At 65.4% G+C, this 15643-nt stretch carries 13 protein-coding genes and 1 pseudogene; 8 read left to right on the forward strand and 6 right to left on the reverse strand.

Features of this window, described 5'->3' with window-relative positions; genetic code table 11:
- Positions 1 to 446: pseudogene (locus tag I8J29_RS21425) on the forward strand (hypothetical protein); the annotation flags it as partial.
- On the opposite strand, the gene I8J29_RS21430 reads toward I8J29_RS21425, so the two are convergent.
- Both I8J29_RS21430 and I8J29_RS21435 read right to left on the reverse strand, forming a co-directional pair.
- On the reverse strand, positions 415 to 1578 hold the full coding sequence (locus I8J29_RS21430) for a sensor histidine kinase (RefSeq protein ID WP_208849527.1): 1164 nt from the start codon (positions 1576 to 1578) through the stop codon (positions 415 to 417). The pseudogene I8J29_RS21425 and the gene I8J29_RS21430 overlap by 32 nt on opposite strands.
- Entirely contained in the window at positions 1571 to 2263 is a 693-nt protein-coding gene (locus I8J29_RS21435) for a response regulator transcription factor (protein ID WP_090642301.1), read from the reverse strand. Before I8J29_RS21435 ends, I8J29_RS21430 begins: the two co-directional genes overlap by 8 nt.
- A gap of 223 nt (positions 2264 to 2486) precedes the next feature.
- On the opposite strand from I8J29_RS21435, the gene I8J29_RS21440 reads away from it, so the two are divergent.
- From I8J29_RS21440 to I8J29_RS21470, 7 genes are all read left to right on the forward strand, one after another.
- The gene (locus tag I8J29_RS21440; RefSeq protein ID WP_208849528.1) at positions 2487 to 4229 is read left to right on the forward strand and encodes a sensor histidine kinase; all 1743 of its coding nucleotides are present in this window, start codon (positions 2487 to 2489) and stop codon (positions 4227 to 4229) included.
- The gene (locus I8J29_RS21445; protein ID WP_208849529.1) at positions 4222 to 5652 is read left to right on the forward strand and encodes a response regulator; all 1431 of its coding nucleotides are present in this window, start codon (positions 4222 to 4224) and stop codon (positions 5650 to 5652) included. Before I8J29_RS21440 ends, I8J29_RS21445 begins: the two co-directional genes overlap by 8 nt.
- A 124-nt stretch (positions 5653 to 5776) precedes the next feature.
- Positions 5777 to 7501 carry an extracellular solute-binding protein gene (locus tag I8J29_RS21450; protein ID WP_208849530.1) on the forward strand — a complete coding sequence of 575 codons (1725 nt, stop codon included), beginning with the start codon at positions 5777 to 5779 and terminating at the stop codon, positions 7499 to 7501.
- Positions 7502 to 7590: 89 nt separating this feature from the next.
- A complete protein-coding gene (locus I8J29_RS21455) occupies positions 7591 to 8481 on the forward strand; it encodes an ABC transporter permease (protein WP_090642295.1) in 891 nt (296 codons plus the stop codon).
- Between the two features lie 20 nt (positions 8482 to 8501).
- A complete protein-coding gene (locus I8J29_RS21460) occupies positions 8502 to 9395 on the forward strand; it encodes a carbohydrate ABC transporter permease (protein ID WP_208849531.1) in 894 nt (297 codons plus the stop codon).
- A 413-nt stretch (positions 9396 to 9808) separates the two neighbouring features.
- Positions 9809 to 11839 carry a potassium-transporting ATPase subunit KdpB gene (kdpB, locus tag I8J29_RS21465; protein WP_208849532.1) on the forward strand — a complete coding sequence of 677 codons (2031 nt, stop codon included), beginning with the start codon at positions 9809 to 9811 and terminating at the stop codon, positions 11837 to 11839.
- A 16-nt stretch (positions 11840 to 11855) separates the two neighbouring features.
- Positions 11856 to 13145 carry a methyl-accepting chemotaxis protein gene (locus I8J29_RS21470; protein WP_208849533.1) on the forward strand — a complete coding sequence of 430 codons (1290 nt, stop codon included), beginning with the start codon at positions 11856 to 11858 and terminating at the stop codon, positions 13143 to 13145.
- Positions 13146 to 13353: 208 nt separating this feature from the next.
- Here I8J29_RS21470 and I8J29_RS21475 read toward each other — a convergent pair whose 3' ends face one another.
- The 4 genes from I8J29_RS21475 to I8J29_RS21490 all read right to left on the reverse strand — a co-directional run bounded on the left by I8J29_RS21475 (position 13354) and on the right by I8J29_RS21490 (position 15587).
- A complete protein-coding gene (locus tag I8J29_RS21475) occupies positions 13354 to 14043 on the reverse strand; it encodes an NAD-dependent epimerase/dehydratase family protein (RefSeq protein ID WP_338113259.1) in 690 nt (229 codons plus the stop codon).
- 21 nt (positions 14044 to 14064) lie between these two features.
- Positions 14065 to 14532, reverse strand: coding sequence for a heme-degrading domain-containing protein (locus I8J29_RS21480; RefSeq protein ID WP_208849534.1), 468 nt, complete (start codon positions 14530 to 14532; stop codon positions 14065 to 14067).
- A 79-nt stretch (positions 14533 to 14611) separates the two neighbouring features.
- Positions 14612 to 15217, reverse strand: a complete 606-nt coding sequence (locus tag I8J29_RS21485; RefSeq protein WP_208849535.1) for a pentapeptide repeat-containing protein — start codon at positions 15215 to 15217, stop codon at positions 14612 to 14614.
- Positions 15218 to 15296: 79 nt separating this feature from the next.
- On the reverse strand, positions 15297 to 15587 hold the full coding sequence (locus I8J29_RS21490) for a hypothetical protein (RefSeq protein WP_208849536.1): 291 nt from the start codon (positions 15585 to 15587) through the stop codon (positions 15297 to 15299).
- Positions 15588 to 15643: the final 56 nt, after the last annotated feature.

Genomic DNA, 15643 nt, shown 5'->3' on the forward strand with positions numbered 1-15643 from the left:
CCCCCCCCCCCCCCCCCCCCCCCCCCCCCCCCCCCCCCCCCCCCCCCCCCCCCCCCCCCCCCCCCCCCCCCCCCCCCCCCCCCCCCCCCCCCCCCCCCCCCCCCCTCTCCAGCCGGAGGCCGCCACCCGGGCAGTCCTGCCGCCAGGGCTCCAGCCGCGCGCCCTCCCGTCCCCCGGGCCCCCGCTGTCACCCCGCCGCCCCGCGAGCCGCCCCCGGCCCCCGTCGGGCGCGGCTTCCCGCGCCGGAACTCCGCAGCCGGCCAACCGCGGGCGCCCGCCGGGGCGCGCAATCCGCGGACGGCCCCGCCGCCGGCCCTGACAAGGCGGCGCCGCCGCGACTCGGCCGCAGGTACCGGCGCGACTGCAGGCCCTGCACCCGCCGCGACCAGCCGGGCGCCCGCCCGGGCGCCGCGTTTATTTCCCCCGGCTGGCGCTCCGCGGCTTGAGGGCGGACTGCTCCGCCGCCGGCGGGTTCTCTCCGCCGTCCAGCGGCAGCCGCACCTCGAAGCAGGTGCGCACGACGTCGCTCCGCGCCTCGATCGTCCCCCCGTGCTGTTCCACGATATTGCGGACGATGAACAGGCCGAGCCCGGTGCCGCCGCCCTGGTGGGTCCGCGCCTGGTCGCCGGTATAGAACATCTCGAACAGATGCGGCAGCTGCTCCGGCGGAATGGAATCGCCGTAGTTGGCCACCTGCACGACGGCCTCGCCGCCTTCCTCGAAGCAGACGATGTCGATGTAATGCCCGTCCGCCCCGTAGCGCGCCGCGTTCGTCAGCAGGTTCTCGAACACCCGCGCCAGCAGCTCGCCGTCGCCGAAGAGGCGGACGTTCGGCGCGATGTCCGGGCGCACGGTCAGCTCCTTGTTCTCGAACAGCGGGTACAGCTCCTCGTTCAGCTGCACGAGCAGCTCGCTCAGGTCCAGGTCCGCCCGGTGCAGCGGCGCCATGCCGTGATTCATCCGGGTCACCTCGAACAGCTCGTCGATCAGCTTCTCGAGCCGCTTGGACTTGGTGAAGGCGATGCGCGTGTAATGGGCGGACTGCTCCTTGGACAGCCCTTCGTCCCGAAGGATGAAATCCAGGTAGCCGAGCACCGACGTCAGGGGCGTGCGCAGGTCGTGCGCCAGGTTGAGCACGAGCTGGTTCTTGCTGCTCTCCGCGAAGTCGCCCCGCTCCACCGCCCGCTGCAGGTTCTCGCCCGCCAGGTTGATGTCGTCGGCGATCCGCTCGAATTCGTCCTGCGAATGGATGACGACGCGGCTGCTGAAATCCCCGGCGGCCAAGCCGTGGATGCCCCGCGAGATCGCCTTGAAGTACGCCGCGTACGGCTTCGTGAACAGGTAGAAGAACAGAATCGTCAGCGGGATCATCAGCAGCATGGCGAACTTGAAGTCGCCGATGCCGTTCGCGATGATGTGCCGCAGCCGGAATAGCGGATCGTCGGCGAACCGCGCGTCGGCCAAGTAATACGATTCCACCGCCTTGTACGCGAGGAAGAGCGCAAGTCCCGCAAGCAGCATGCTGAACACGAGGAAGAGGATCATTTTGACGCGGAAGCTGATGCCGGGCTTACCCATTGAACGTGTACCCCACGCCCCAGACGGTCTTGATCCACTTGTTCTTGTCGTCGCCGAGCTTCTTGCGCAGGGTGCGGATATGCACCATGACGGTATTGCCGCTCTCGTAATACGCTTCGCCCCAGACGCTCTGGAACAGATGCTCCGCGCTGAACACCTTCTTCGGATGGCTCGCCAGCAGGTACAGGATGTCGAATTCCTTCGGGGTCAGCTCGACGGGATGGCCGAACTGCGTCACCGTGTGCCGGCCGGGATCGATGACGAGGCCGCCGGCCTCCAGCACGGGCGCGGCGCTGCCTCCCGATTGCTGGTTGAAATGCAGCGCCCGCCGCAGCTGGGCGTTCACGCGCGCGACCAGCTCCATCGGATTGAACGGCTTGGTCATGTAATCGTCGGCGCCGATGACGAGCCCCGTGATTTTGTCGAGGTCGCTCGTCTTCGCGCTGAGGAAGATGATCGGCATCGCGGACGTCTCCCGGATCTGCCGCGTCACCTCGTAGCCGTCCATGCCCGGCATCATGATGTCGAGAATCGCCAGGTCGACCGTCTGCGACTGCACGGTCTGCACGGCCTCGAGGCCCGTCGTCGCCTTGATGCAGCGGTAGCCCTCCCTCGCCAGGTGCAGCTCGACCAGATCGGCGATTTCCGCTTCGTCGTCCGCGATCAATATCGTCATGCGCTTCATCCGTTATTCCAGCTCCCGTGCGGGCAAGCCGAAGCTTGCCGTTTTCTTTTTAGTTTACTCCATCGGGCCGGGTTATAGGAAATGCCCGAGGCCGGGCAGGACAAATTTCGCTAAGCCGGCATCGTATCATGACGGATTTTGGAATCTCGCGTCGAACTTGCGTATGCTATAATACGTCCGAATAACGACGGCGCGCCCGCCGCGGGAAGGAGCACCCAGAGGCATGAAGCCACGCATTTTCGCGCGCAAATCCCAGTCTTTAAGACGAAGCCTGGTCATCTACCTGGTCATCGGCAGCCTGCTGCCGCTCGCCGTCCTTGGCGTCATGACGTACTACTCCATCTACTCCATCCTGACGAACAAGATCCAAAGCGGCATCAGCGCCAGCCTGAACCAGGAAGCGGCCACCCTGGAGAACACGATCAACAACCTCGACTTCGCCTCCAAGCAGTTCGCGCTGGACGGGCAGATCGTCGACGAGGTCGGCAGCTTCCTCCAGGAGAAGCAGGTGTACAAGAAGTCGCAGCTCATGGCGAGCATCAACCAGAAGATCAACCTCGTCAACTTCACTAATCCGGTCCTCGGCGTAACCGCTTACGTGGAACCCGGGCTGGACGATCCGGTGCTGTTCACGAACTTCAGCCTGAGCCGCGATTTCGCCACGGACAAGCTGCCGCCGTTCATGTCCTATAACGGCGCGTCGTACTTCGGCCCGCACAAGACGATGTACAGCTCGAGCAACAACTTCGTCTTCTCGTCGCTGCGGGTGGTGCGCGTGCCCGGCGCCAAGGACGTGTACATCTACCTGGAGACCAACTACAACCTGTTCGCCAAAATCCTGAGCGAGCGCTCCTACGGCATGAAGGTGACGCATCTGCTCGTCAACGAGCACGGCGACATGACGTATGTCGAAAACAAAGACATGCCCCGCGAAGCGCTCGACGTCTCCTGGACCGACGACGCGGCGCCGCACAAGGTCAGCGGCGGCTACCACCTGTTCCGCTACAAGAGCCCGCAGGGCTGGCAGCTGATCGCCGCGGTGAAGCAGTCGACGTTCAACAGCGAGATCTATGCGTGGCTGTACAAGCTGTTCTTCGTCGCGCTCGCGACGCTCGTGTTCTCCGTCCTGCTCGCGCTGTTCATCTGGAAGCAGGTGTATCGGCCGCTCCGGAAGGTCAATTCCGAGATCGTGCGGATGGCGGAGAACATCGAAGCCCCGGTCGCCTATACGCGCGTCGAGGAGTTCGACCTGCTGCTCGGCAACTTCCAGGACATGAAGACGAAGATCAACGGGCTGCTGAACGAGGTGGAGCACAACGAGCAGCAGAAGAGCCGGCTGGAGATCGAGAAGCTGCTGAGCCAGATCAACCCGCATTTCCTGCACAACACGCTGAACACCGTCCAGTGGCTCGCCCGGATGAACGGCCAGAAGGAAATCGACAAGCTCGTGACTCTGCTCGTCAAGGTGCTGCACTACAACCTCGGGAAGAAGAGCATCATCGTAACGATCCAAGACGAGATCGACGCCCTGCAAAACTACATGGAGCTTCAGCGCATCCGCTACGACTACGAGTTCGAATACGCGGTCGACGTCGAGGAGTCGGTCGCCGGCGCGGCGATCCCGCGCTTCCTGCTCCAGCCGCTCGTGGAGAACGCGATCTATCACGGCACGGGCGAGCGCCAGGGCCGCGTCGCGATCACGATCCGGGCGCTGGAGGGCGGCCGCGTCTCGCTCGAGGTGGCCGACAACGGCGAAGGCATCGACCCCGCGACGGCGCGGCGGCTCCTCCATGAAGATCCCGGCGCCGCCAAGCGCGGCCTCGGCATCGGGTTGTCCTACGTCAACCGGCTGCTGAAGCAGTTTTACGGGGAGCGGATGTCCATCGACATCGCCGGCGTTCCCCATGAAGGCACGACGATTACGATTATCATTCCGCGCAAAGCGAAGGAGGAGTTCGATGATTAGGGCAATGGTTGTGGATGACGAGAAGCTCGTGCGCAAAGGGTTCATCTCCGTCATCGACTGGGCGTCCTTCGGGATCGTGATCGCCCAGGAGGCCGCCGACGGCCGGGCGGCGCTGGAGCTGCTCGAGAAGCAGGAGGTCGATCTGCTGTTCACGGACCTCACGATGCCGGGCATGGACGGCTTCGAGTTGCTCGGCCGCGTCCGGACGCGGTTCCCGCGGATGAAGTCCGTCGTGCTGACCTGCCACCACGAATTCGATTACGTGCAGGAAGCGATGCGGCTCGGCGCGATCGACTACATCGTGAAGACGGTGCTCGACATGGACAACGTCGACGACGTCATGAACCGGATCGTCGACCGCGTCCGCTGGGAAGCGAGCAGCCGCGCGGCGTACGCCCCCGGCGCGGACGCGGACCGCGAACGGTTCGCCTCCGGCGACGCCCTGGCGTTCGTCCCGCTCGACCCGGACGCGGATCCCGCCGAGCTGCTCCGATTGCCGTTCGCCCAGCGCCACGCGATGCTGGAGCTGGCCGGCGGCGTCCGGATGGCGCAGCTCGCCCCGCCCGGCTGGACGCCGGAGCTGCGGCGCGAGCTCGAGGGCCTTCATGCCGGCCGGTGGCGCACGGCGCTCGTCGCCGGCTTGGAGGACCGCCCGCCGGCGGACGTGAAGCGCGCGCTCGGCGAGCGGCTGGCCCGCCATCTCTTCTACGCGCCCGAGCCGCCGGACGGCCGCCCGGCCGAGATCCCGTACGAGACGCTCGCGAAGGCGCGGCCGGACGCGGACGCGGCCGGGCTCGAAGCCGCGTTCGACGGGTGGCTCTCCGTCAAGTGGGCGCTCGGCGCGGCCGAATGGGACGCGTTCGAGCGGGCGGTCGCGGACCTGCGCCCGGCGCCGGAGCGGCTCGAGGCGTTCGCCCGGGCGCTCGAGCGCGAATGGGCGGGCGTGCTGCTGGACGGGGAAGCGCTCCGCCGGCTGCACGCCGACGGCGCGCCGCGCCAGGCCTGGGCGCCGTGGCGGGACTGGTTCCGCCTCTTCGCCGACCTGGCGCAGCGCCGGATGCACGAGCTCTCGCTGTCGCGGGAAGTGATGGCGAGCCTGATTCAGGCCCTCCGCTACATGCGCGCGCACGCGGGCGACAAGATCAACCAGGCCGACGTCGCCCTGCGCATCAACATGAGCCGCAGCTATTTCAGCCAATGCTTCACCCGCTTCGCCGGCCAGTCGTTCGGCGAAACGCTCCGCGGCATGCGGATCGAGCGCGCCAAGGCGCTGCTCCTGGAATCCGACGCGCCCGTCTACGAGATCGCCTCCCTCGCCGGCTTCGAGGACGACAAGTATTTCAGCCGCGTGTTCAAGGAGCGCGTGGGCCTGCTGCCGACGGAATACCGGAGCCAAAGGGGGAAAACGGTCGGCAGCCGGTAGGAAAACGGTTCGCCAACTGCGAACGCCGCCGGATCATCTGCGGCCCGTTTTCCCTCCGGCCGCACGCACCTGATCGGGTAAGATGAAAGCGTAAACACGAATCAAACACAAACGGGGTGTTTTTATGAAAGCGAAGCTTCTGCTCACGGCGATGGCCATGTCCCTCGTCTTATCCGCCTGCGGCGACAACGGCGGCAATGGCGGTAATGGCGGCAACAGCGGCAATGCCGGCAACGGCAGCCAGGCCTCCGGCAACGACGGCCAAGCGGCGAACGCCGGCAACGAGGCGACGGGCGACGATCTGGCCTACGGCAAATCCGCCGAGCCGGTCACGCTCAGCATCGGATTCAAGATTCCCGACGACAAGCTCAAGAACGGCGACACGAACGAGAACAATATCGTCTCCCGCTACTTCGAAAGCCTGACGAACGTCAAGGTCGTCCACGCCTGGGAAGCCAAAGGCGACGACGCGTTCAAGCAGAAGGTCAACCTGGCGATCGCGAGCAACGACCTGCCGGACGCCATGGTCGTCGACCGCAACCAGCTCCGCAAGCTGATCGACAACGACATGCTGGAAGACCTGACGGACACCTACGAGAAATACGGCTCGCAGCTGGTCAAGGACTTGTACGCCTCCACGAACGGCATGGCGCTCGCGGACGCGACGTCGGACGACAAGCTCTACGGCCTGCCGAACGTGGCGATCGAGGCCGACGCCCCGTCGCTCCTCTGGGTGCGCCAGGATTGGCTGGACAAGCTGAAGCTGTCCCCGCCGAAGACGATGGACGATCTCGAGAAGATCGCCAAGGCGTTCGTCGAGCAGGATCCCGACGGCAACGGCAAGGCGGATACGGTCGGGCTCGAGGGCGACAAGTCGGTCGTCTACGGCCAGAAGCCGAATCCGAACGGCTTCGACGCGATCTTCGGCGCGTTCCACGCCTTCCCGAAGAACTGGATCAAGGACGCGAGCGGCAACGTCGTGTACGGCTCGATCGCGCCGGAGAACAAGGAAGCGCTCGCGAAGCTGGCCGACTGGTACAAGAACGGCCTGATCGACAAGCAGTTCGCGCTCTACAAGGAGACGCAGGAGCCGATCGTGGCGAACAAGACCGGCCTGTTCTTCGGCCCGTGGTGGATGCCGTACTGGCCGCTCGCCGACTCCGTCACGAACGACACCAAGGCGGAATGGAAAGCGTACGCCGCGCCGCTGGACGCGGACGGCAAGTTCACGACGCACATGGCGCCGGTCACGGACCGCTACGTCGTCGTCCGCAAGGGCTACGAGCATCCGGAAGCGGCGGTCAAGATGCTGAACGTCTTCACCCGCTACGAGCGCAGACAGGACCCGAACACCGAGGAAGCGAAGAAGCTGGACGATTACGCGGCCGAGACCGGCGTGCACATCCGCAACTTCTATCCGTTCGACCTGCTGCTCGACTACTCCGACGCCGTCGTCAAGCGGTACAACGACGTGCAGAAGGCCGTCAAGGGCGAAATCGATCCGTCGACGTTCGATCCCGACACGAAGCTGGTCTACGACTTCACGATGGCCGAGAAGGAAAATCCGAAGAAGAACATGGACGCCTGGAAGCCGGCCAAGGCGTACGAAGTCGGCGGCGCGGTCCTGGCGACCCAGCCGATGGAGAAAGTGTACAGCGTGTTCTACGGCATGACCCGCACCATGGAAACGAAGTGGGCGACGCTCGAGAAGCTCGAGAGCGAGACGTTCCTGAAGATCATCGTCGGCGATCTGCCGGTCAGCGCCTTCGACGACTTCGTCGCGCAGTGGAAGAAGCTCGGCGGCGACCAGATCACGAAGGAAGTCACGGACATCGTCAACGACAAGTAAGACGGCCTGAGCAGCAGCGGCGGGCTTCCGGGCGACGTCCCGGGAGCCCTTTTTTATCCAAAAAATTCCCGAAAAAGCGGTGAGAACCGATGCGCACGAAAAAGAATGGCTTTCATTACAACCTCATGGTCCTGCCGGGCATCGTCTTTCTGGCCTTGTTCAGCATCGTACCGATGTTCTACGCCGTCATGGCGTTCCAGAACTTCAAGCCGGGACGCGGCATCCGGGGCTCGGAATGGGTCGGCCTCGATAATATTACCTATCTGTTCCAGCTGCCCGACAGCAGGCAAATTTTCTTCAACACCATCTTCCTGGCGGTGCTCAAGATCATCGCCAACCTGATCGTGCCGCTCGTGTTCGCCCTGCTTCTGAACGAAGTGCGGCAGCGGTTCCTGCGGAAATCGATCCAAACCATCGTCTATTTGCCGCACTTCCTCTCGTGGGTGCTGCTTGCGACTATATTCTTCGACGTCTTCTCGCTCGACGGCATCGTCAACAAGGTATTCGGCCTGTTCGGCATCGATCCCGTCCTGTTCTACGCCAGCAACAAGTGGTTCCCGGCCATCATCGTCGGCACGGACGTCTGGAAGGAATTCGGCTTCAACGCGATCGTCTACCTGGCGGCGCTGACCGGCATCAATCCCGTGCTCTACGAGGCGGCGAACATCGACGGCGCGAGCCGCTTCCGCCAGCTGTGGCACGTCACGCTGCCCGGCGTGCGCACGACGGTCGTGCTGCTCGGCACGCTGGCGCTCGGCAACGTCATGAACGCCAACTTCGACCAGATCTTCAACATGTACAACCCGCTCGTCTACCAGTCCTCCGACATTATCGACACGTACGTCTACCGCGTCGGCCTGAACGACCTGCAGTACAGCCTCGCGACCGCGGTCGGCCTGTTCAAGTCGGTGGTCAGCTTCATCCTCGTCGTCGTATCGTACGTGCTGGCGAGCCGCTTCGCGAACTATCGCATTTTCTAACTCGAATGGGGTGACTACCAATGGTGGGAAGAGCCAATCTATCGAACCGGGTGCTGGATACGACGATTCTGGTCGCGCTGATCGTTTTCTCGCTCGCGTGCCTCGTGCCGATCCTGCATACCCTCGCCGTCTCCTTCTCCGATAAGGCGGCGGCCGACGCCGGGCGGGTGCTGCTGCTGCCGATCGACGCCACGACGGCCAGCTACGCCAAGGTGCTCGACGACGGACTATTCTTCCATGCGTTCTATATCTCGATTAAGCGGGTGGTGTTCGGCGGCCTGCTGAACTTCGCGCTGACGGTCATGATGGCTTACGCGCTCTCGAAGGACGCCAAGCAGTTCCGGATGCGCAACGTGTACATGTGGTTCCTCGTGTTCACCATGCTGTTCAGCGGCGGCATCGTGCCGTGGTTCATGACGATCAAATCCTACGGCCTGCTCAATTCCATGTGGGCGCTCATTCTCCCCCACGCCGTGCAGGTGTTCAACGTCATCCTGCTCATGAACTTCTTCCGCAACCTGCCGAAGGAGCTGTCGGAAGCGGCCGAGATGGACGGCGCCGGACCGTGGTACATCATGATCCGCCTGTTCGTCCCGCTGTCGCTGCCGGCGATCGCCACTGTGACGCTGTTCAGCATCGTGTTCCACTGGAACTCGTTCTTCGACGGCCTCATCCTGATGAACAAGCAGGACCACTATCCGCTGCAGACGTACATCCAGACGCTGGTCGCCCAGCTCAGCGCGCAGGCGATGACCGGCATGTCGCCGGAGCAGCTGGCGCAGGCGATGGCGGTGTCCAACCGGACGTTCAACGCGGCGAAAATCATCATCTCGATGATTCCGATCCTGCTCATCTATCCGTTCATCCAGCGCTTCTTCATTCACGGCATCACGCTCGGCTCCGTCAAGGAATAGCTTCGGCGTTCGCAAAACGCCCCGGAAGCGGCATCGGTTCGAAACCGATGCGCTCCGGGGCGTTTTTCGCGCTGTCCGCCTGCGGCGGGCGCGGCCGCGATCCAGACCCGGCCGCGCGAAGCGAGAAAACGCGCCAGCCGAAGCAATCTGTTGGAGAATGAAGGAAGCGAGCGGTTGGCTTCGCTTTCAAGCGCGGTTTTTCTCGATTTCGCGCGGAATAGCTCCCGCAAACGCGTTTTACCTGGCCCGCGGGCGTGCCGTAATATTGAGCTCATGCAAGCCGCAGGGCAAGGAGGGGATCCCGTTGGTCGTGCTATGCGCGTTCGCGGCGGCTTATTTGATCTATCTGGTCTATGCGCTGCTGAATATCGAGAAATTTTGACGGCCGGACCGATAACGGGGGTGCATCCAAGATGTCCATGGACCGAAATTACCGCATGAGCGGCAAACAGCTCGGGCAGGCGCTGCTCGGCAGCGTCCTGAAGCTCCATCCCGTGCGCATGGCGGGCAACCCGGTGCTGTTCGTCGTCGAAGGCGCGACCGCGCTCGTGCTGCTGACGATCGCGTTTCCCGCGGTCTTCCATGCGGAGGGCCGGCAGGGCTACAATACGTTCGTCTTCCTCGTTCTGCTCTTCACCGTCTTGTTCGCCAACTTCGCGGAGGCCCTCGCCGAGGGCCGCGGCCGGGCGCACGCCGACGCTTTGCGCCGGACGCGGACGTCCGCGCAGGCGAAGCGGCTGCGCAAGGACGGCACGGTACAACTCGTGGCCGCCTCGGAGCTGCGCCGCAAGGACGTGATTCTGATCGAGCAAGGCGACATCGTCCCGGGCGACGGCGAAATCGTCGACGGCGCGGCGGTGATCGACGAGTCCGCCGTAACGGGCGAGTCGACTCCGGTGCTCAAACGGGCGAACAGCGACTTCAGCTCCGTGACCGGCGGCACCTTGGTCGTCAGCGACGCGGTCAAGGTGCGCATCACCGCCGATCCCGGCGAAACCTTCCTCGACCGGATGATCCGGCTGGTGGAAGGCGCCAAGCGGCAGAAGTCCCCGAACGAAGTGGCGCTGAACACCCTGCTCGTCGTCTTCACGCTCGTGTTCCTCATCGTCGTCGTGACGCTCGGCCCCATCGCGGCCTACGTCGGAGTCAAGATCGAGACCTCCACGCTGATCGCGCTGCTCGTCTGCCTCATTCCGACGACCATCGGCGGCCTGCTGTCGGCGATCGGCATCGCCGGCATGAGCCGGGTGACGCGCTTCAACGTAGTGGCCATGTCGGGCCGGGCGGTCGAAGCGGCCGGGGACGTCGGCACGGTCATCCTGGACAAGACCGGCACGATTACGTACGGGAACCGCCAAGCGTTCCGCTTCGTCCCGCTGGCCGGGGTCGACGTGAACGAGCTCGCGCACGCGGCCGTCTGCACGTCGATGCACGACGAGACGCCCGAAGGCCGTTCGGTGCTGGATTATGCGAAGCGCATCCGCTTCGCCTGGAAGGACGGCGAGTTCGAAGGCGGCGAAATCGTGCCTTTCACCGCGGAGAGCCGCATGAGCGGGCTCGTGCTGGAGCGCGCGTCGTATTACAAAGGCGCCGCGCCCGAGATCAAGGCGCATGTCCTGGAGCTAGGCGGGGACTATCCGCCGCAGGCCGACGAGATTCACGAGGCGATCGCCAAGGAAGGCGGCACGCCGCTCGCGGTTTGCCGCAACCGGCGCGTGCTCGGCTTCATCTACCTGAAGGACACGATCAAGCCGGGGCTGAAGGAGAAGCTCGCCGAGCTGCGCGAGATGGGCATCAAGACGATCATGTGCACGGGGGACAACCGGCTGACCGCCGAGACGATCGCCCGGGAGGCCGGCGTCGACGAATTCGTCGCCGAGTGCAAGCCGGACGAGAAGATCCGCGTCGTGCTCGCGGAGCAGGCGCAGGGCAAGCTGGTGGCCATGACGGGCGACGGCACGAACGACGCCCCGGCGCTGGCGCAGGCCGACGTCGGCATCGCGATGAACAGCGGCACGACCGCGGCCAAGGAAGCGGCCAACATGATCAACCTCGATTCCGATCCGGCCAAGCTGATTCCGGTCGTCCTCACCGGGAAGCAGCTGCTCGTGACGCGCGGCGCCTTGACGACCTTCAGCCTGGCCAACGACTTCTCCAAGTACTTCGCGATTCTGCCCGCGGCCCTGACAGGCTTCATGCCGCAAATGGAGGCGCTCAACGTCATGCGGCTGCACTCGCCGGAATCGGCGGTGCTGTCCGCCTTGATCTTCAACGCGCTGATCATTCCGGCGCTCATCCCGCTGGCGATGCGCGGCGTGCGGTTCGCGCCGATGAGCGCGGACCGGCTGCTGCGGCGGAACGTGCTTATCTACGGCGTCGGCGGCATCTTCATTCCGTTCTTCGGGATCAAAGCCGTGGACATGGCCTTGCAATGGATCGCATGACGGGAGGGGTTCGCCCATGAAATACGCCATTCATACGAAGCTGATGCTCGCCTTCACGGCGGCGGCCTTGCTGCTCGGCCTGAACGGGCAATTGTGGTACGGGTTCGCGGAGAAGCTCCGCGAGCGGCCGCCGGGAGAGATCGCCTTCAAGACCGAGCAGCTGCAGCTGCTCGGCGTCACGATCGGCTGCTTCGCGCTCGTCCTCGGCATCGGGCTCTGGACCGCGCGGCTCGTCTCGAAGCCGGCCGCCCGCATCGTCGCCCGGGTGGAGACGATGGCGGCGGGCGACCTGCAAGGCGAGGAGCTCGCGATCGCGCGGCGCGACGAATGGGGCGACACGGCCAAGGCCGTCAATCATTTGAGCCGGAATTTCCGCGGCCTCATCCGCCGGGCGGCCGAATCGTCCGCGGAGCTGACGGCCGGCGCGGACAAGCTGAACGGCTCCGCCGAGCAAACGGTCCGCGCGGCGCGGCAGATCGGCGACGCGACGCGCTCCATCTCCGTCGGCTCGGAGCGGCAGGTCGACCGCGCGGCCGAAGCGGCGGCCGCCTGCCGGGAAGTCAACCTCGCGTTCCGGCGAATCGCCGATTACGCCGAGAGCGTGAGCGGCTCCGCGGAGCACGCCGTCCGGGAGGCCGAGGCCGGAGACGCCGTCATCGCCCGCAACGGCGCGCAGATGGCGGCGATCGGGGACGCCTTCGGCCATACCGCCGACCTCGTGCGCAGGCTGGGGGACCGCGCCGGGGAGATCGCCGCGTTCGTCGGCACCATCCGAGCGATCGCCGAGACGACCAACCTGCTGGCGCTGAACGCCTCCATCGAAGCGGCCCGCGCCGGCGAGCACGGCCTCGGTTTCGCCGTCGTGGCCGGCGAGGTCAAGCAGCTCGCGGCCGCGTCGAAGGCGGCTTCCGACCGGATCGCCGGGCTGATCGCCTCCGTGCAGCGGGAGACGCTGCAGGCAATCGGCACGATGCGGGAGAGCCGCGCCGAGGTAGAGACCGGCATGGACATGATGGCGGACGCGAGCCGCTCGTTCCGGCGCATCGTCGAAGCCGTCCGCGACGTCGGCGAACGCGGCGGGCAGGTCCGCCGCGTCGCCGAGAACGCCTTCGCGCAGTCGGACCGCATCGCGGCCATGACCGGCGAGCTCGAGCGCATCGCGAAGACCGCCTGGGCGAGCTCGGTCGACGCCGCGAACTTCTCCTCGGAGCAGGCGTCCGCGACGGAGGGCTTGTTCCAGGCCGCGGAGTCGCTGCGGAGCATGGCGCACGAGATGGACGAGCTGGTACGGCGGTTCAGACTATAGCGATGGGATAACAAAAGCCCGGCGGCGCTCATGACGAGCGTCGCCGGGCTTTAATGCGGTGCGCGGCGGCCGAGGCCGCGATTAGGCTGCCTCGGCCCATGGACGAGGCGCGCTCCGTGCCGGAACGCGCTCGGCCGCGCGGTTCGCCGCCGCTCCGCGCGGCCGAGCGCCCGCGCGGCGGCTCGCGGCCGGGATGCGCCCGCGCCGCTTATTCGCCCTGCCGCGCCAGCTCGCGGATTTCCCGGCTGCCCAGTATGGCCGGCCCGAAATCCGCCCGCGCCGCGCGGATCATGGCGAGTCCGAGCTCGCGCAGCGTAACGACGCCGCCCGGCATCAGCAGGCGCAGGACCGGGTACAGCCACATGAACGCGCGATAATATTTATGCGTGTTCTTGAGCCCCTTGGTCGGGTGGATGTAGCCCGGCCGGAACATGTACGCGCGCTTGAAGGGCAGGCGCAGGAGCGCGTTTTCGGTGCGTCCCTTCACCCGTGCCCACATGCTGCGCCCCCGCTCCGAGCTGTCCGTGCCCGTGCCGGTAACGTAGCAGAAGACGAGCCCCGGATTGAGCCGCGCGAGCAGCTCGGCGGCGTGCAGCGTCAGGTCGTGCGTCACGCGCGCGTAATCCGCTTCGCTCATGCCGACCGAAGAGACGCCGAGGCAATAATAGCAGGCGTCGTAGCCCGCGAGCTCGGACGCGACCGGGGACAGGTCGTACAAGTCGGCGTGCACGATTTCCTTCAGCTTGCCGTGCTTGACGCCGCATGGCCGGCGGCCGACGACGAGCACCCGCTCCACGTCCGGATGCAGCAGGCACTCGTGCAGCACGCCTTCGCCGACCATGCCCGTCGCGCCCGTCACGATGACGCGCAAGGCCCGCTTCGCTCCTTGCCCCTCCACTCGCATCCGCTCCTTATCCGCTTACGTGCGGGTCAAATAATGACGAAGGCCGTCCACGGCGACCTGGTGGTCTTCCTCGCCGGCCAGCCCGGATACCGTGACCGTGCCGACGACGCCCTGGCCGCGCACGATGATCGGGAACGAGCCGCCCTCGCCCTGATACTCCTCGAGCGGCAGGCCGGATCCGTCCTTGAACGTCGTGCCTTCCGCTTTATATTTCTCGCCGACGTAGAGCGAGCTGTGGCCAAAGTGGCGCACCACGTTCTTCTTCGCGTTGATCCAGTACGTGTTGTCCTTGGACGTGCCCGTCATGTAATGCGTGAACAGCGGAACCTCGCCGTTCTCGATATGGACAGCGATCCCTTTGCCGAGCACGTCCTTGGCGTGCTTGACGATGATGCAGCCCAGCTCGAAAGCGTCCTCGTTCGTGAAATAATCGAATTGCAGCTCCTCTTCCTGTGCCAACAGCGCGTGCAGAAAATCACTCATGGTCTGGTCGTCCCTCTCTTCGCTTCGGATTCCCTCTTAGTGTACGACAAATCGGGACGGCACGCCAAATCAGCCCGCGTCAGTCCACCTTCGCGCCGTGCGCGCGCAGGAACAGGACGGCCTGGGCGGCGTCCATCCGCACGCCCTTCACGTCGACGGAAGGCCAGTTCACTCCGTCCATGACGGCGCCGCGCAGGTCCGCGCCCTTCAGCTTGGCCTGGGCCAGGTTGACCCGCGTCAGGTCGCAGCCCCGCAAGTCCGCCTTCTCGAGATTGGCGCCCGACAGATCAGCCTCCTTGAAGCAGACGCCGCGCAGGTCCTGCTTGGTCAGCCGCGCATGCCGGAGATTCACGTAAGACCAGTCCCCGCCGGCGACGGTGAAGCCGTCCAGCTGCGCCTGGGCGAAGTCGGTCCCCGTCATCTTGCAGGCCGAGAACTTCGCCACGAACAGATTCGCTTCGGTAAACCGGCAGTTGAGAAAGGCCGACTCCGCATGCGTCGACGCGTTCAGCAGCGCGCCGCGGAAGCTGCAGTCCACGAAGCGGCAGCCGGTCGTCGCCAGCTCCTCCATGGACGCGGCCGAGAAATCGCAGCGCTCGAACGTGCAGCGGATCAGCTCGCCGTCCCGCAGGTCGCGGCCGCCGAAATCGACGGCTTCGTAATGTTGATCGATATAGGAATACATTCGGTTACCTCCTTGGTGCCGCAGGCGCGCCGGTCGTTGCGGGTTTATGGCTTCGCGCGCGGCCAGCGCGGGGCGGCGCTTACGGCCCGGTTCCCCTCGACGCCACGTACCAGCCGTAGCCGGATTTCTTGACGTAGAGGAAAGACGCCTCCAAGCCGGACGCGTGATAGAGATCGCCATACCGCGGATCGTCCTTGATCGTGCCCTCCGTGACGCGCGCCTCGAACGCGAGCACGGGATGGAAGGACAGCAGGATGTCCTTCCGGACGGCCCATTCGGGCGTCGGGGACGGCGAGAACAGCGCCAGCGCGAAGCCGGCGACGATGACGATCGGGACGGCGGTCGTCATCCGCTTGCCGCGGTTTGCCATGGCAGATCGCTCCTTTGCTTGGGCCCGCGCAAGCCGATCGCGGGCATGAGTATGCG

Source organism: Paenibacillus artemisiicola, assembly GCF_017652985.1.
Lineage (GTDB): Bacteria > Bacillota > Bacilli > Paenibacillales > Paenibacillaceae > Paenibacillus_Z > Paenibacillus_Z artemisiicola.